Source organism: Sulfuricaulis sp. (genome assembly GCF_049587675.1).
Classification (GTDB): domain Bacteria; phylum Pseudomonadota; class Gammaproteobacteria; order Acidiferrobacterales; family Sulfurifustaceae; genus Sulfuricaulis.
The window spans coordinates 1-2412 of the sequence record NZ_JBAVEJ010000226.1; the positions used below are offsets into that span (position 1 = coordinate 1).

General features: G+C 65.7%; 1 protein-coding gene. It reads right to left on the reverse strand.

Translation table 11 applies throughout. The annotated features are described in order from the left end of the window. Positions 1-2412, reverse strand: a 2412-nt coding sequence (locus WB402_RS11940; protein WP_424208137.1) for a condensation domain-containing protein, incomplete at both ends; no start/stop codon positions are given.

Sequence of the window (2412 nt, forward strand, 5' to 3'; positions counted from 1 at the left end):
GTCACACCCTGCTGGCGTATTGTTTCGACCAAGCGCGCTGGGTCGCGATGCGCACCAGGCGCAGCGAGCACCAGGCGTGCGCCCGTAATCAATGGCCAAAAAAATTCCCAAACGGATACGTCAAAACTGAACGGCGTTTTCTGTAGAACAACATCTTGGTCTGTCAATTTGTACGCGTCCTGCATCCATGCAAGACGATTGCACAAACCATGATGCGTATTGGCCGCCCCCTTGGGTTTACCGGTCGAGCCCGAGGTATAGATCAAATAGACCAAATTCTCTGGATGCAGATCGACCGATGGGGCTGTCGTCGGTTCCGCCCGCATGTCGTCCTGATCCAACAGTATACGGGTCACTCCGGTCGGCGATGGTACGGCCGCAACGAGCGAGCTTTGCATTAGCAATACGTTCAAGCCTGAGTCGCGCATCATGTCGTTCAGGCGTTCCACTGGATATTCAGGGTCCAGCGGCAGATAGGCGGCGCCGGCCTTGAGGATGCCGAGCAGCCCGATCACCATCTCTGGCGAGCGCTCAACGCACAGCCCGACCACCGTCTCCGGCCCCACCCCAAGCCCGCGCAGGTGATGCGCCAGCTGGTTGGAGTGCGCCTCCAGCGCCGCGTAGCTTAAGCGCCGCTCCTCGTACACCACCGCAACCGCATCCGGCGTGCGCTCCGCCTGCGCCGCAAACAGCGCAGGCAGCGTCGACGCCCCAACCGCGTGCGCGCTGGCGTTCCACAGCGAAAGGATCGTCCGCCGCTCCGACGCCTCGAGTATCTCAAGGCTGCCGATCGCGCGCTCCGGCCAAGACACCGCCCCCTCAAGCAGACGGACCAGGCGGTCCCCCAGCGCCGCTACGCTCGCCCGATCAAACAGGTCGCTGGAATATTCCAGCACCCCCACGATCCCCGCAGGGCCCCCGGCCGCATCCCGACGCTCCGAAAGGCTCACCGACAGATCGAACTTCGCGCTCGATAGCGCCACCGGCTCAGGGCTCGCCTGCAACCCCGACAGCGCCAGCGCCGGCGGCGCTTCGTTCTGGAACGCCAGCATCACCTGGAACAGCGGATGCCGCGACAACGACCGCGACGGATTGACAACCTCAACAAGCCGCTCAAACGGCACGTCCTGGTGGCTGTAGGCCAACAGGTTCGTCGTCCGAACACGCCCCAGCAAATCCACAAACCGCGGATTGCCAGAGGTGTCGGTGCGAAGCACCAGCGTGTTCACAAAAAAACCGACCAGATCGTCCAGCGCGCTGTCCGAACGGCCCGCAATCGGGCTGCCGATCGCGATGTCGCCTCCCGCTCCAAGCCGCGTCAGCAGCGCCGCAAACCCGGCCTGCAGCACCATGAACAGGCTCGACCCGCTGCCGCGCGCAAGCTTCGCCAGCCCGCGGTGCAAATCCGCCGAAACCTCAAGCCCGACGCTGCCACCGCGATAGCTCGACACCGCAGGCCGCGACCGGTCGCTCGGAAGCTCAATCTGATCCGGCAATCCCCGCAGCGTCTGCGTCCAGAACGACAGCTGCCGCGCGATCGCACTGCCGCCGTCGCTCTCATCCCCAAGCACCCCGCGCTGCCACAGCGTGTAGTCGGCGTATTGCACCAAAAGCGGCTCAAGCCCCGCAGACAACCCGCTCCGCCGCGCCTCGTAATACCGCGACAGGTCCCGCGCCAGCGGTCCCAGCGACCAGCCGTCACCGGCGATGTGATGCAGAACAAGCAGCAGAACATGCTCGTCCAACGACAGCTCAAACAGATGCGCCCGCAGCGGCACCTCGCGCGACAGATCAAACCCCCGGCCCGACGCCAGCGACAACGCCGCCGCAACCCCGGCCTCCGCCACAACCGAAACCGAAAGCAGTTCCCCCACCGCCGACGCCGGCACAATCTCCTGCCGCGGAACCCCCTGCCGCTCCGGGAACACCGTCCGCAGGCTCTCGTGCCGCTCCGCCACATCATGCAGCGCAGCCGCAAGCGCCGCCCGGTCAAGCTCCCCCTTCAGCCGAACCGCCAGCGGGATCACATAGGTCGCGCTGCCAACCCCCTCGCCGCCGCCTTCCAGCCGGTCCAGAAACCACAGCCGGCGCTGCGCATAGGACAGCGGAATCTCCGAAGGACGCTCAACCCCCGCCAGCGCCGCACGACCCGCACCGGCCGTCCCGGCGTCCTCCTCCAGCCGCCGGCTCAGCGCCAATACGCTCGGCGCCTCAAACAACAGCCGGATCCCAACATCCACATCCAGGCTCGAACGCAGCCGGCTGATCAGCCGGATCGCCAACAGCGAATGCCCCCCAAGCGCAAAGAAGTTGTCATCGATCCCGACCTCGGAAACCCCCAGAACCTCCGCATAGAGACCGCACAGAATCTCCTCCCGCGGCGTCCGCGGTCCGCGCCGCGCAGGCCCCGCC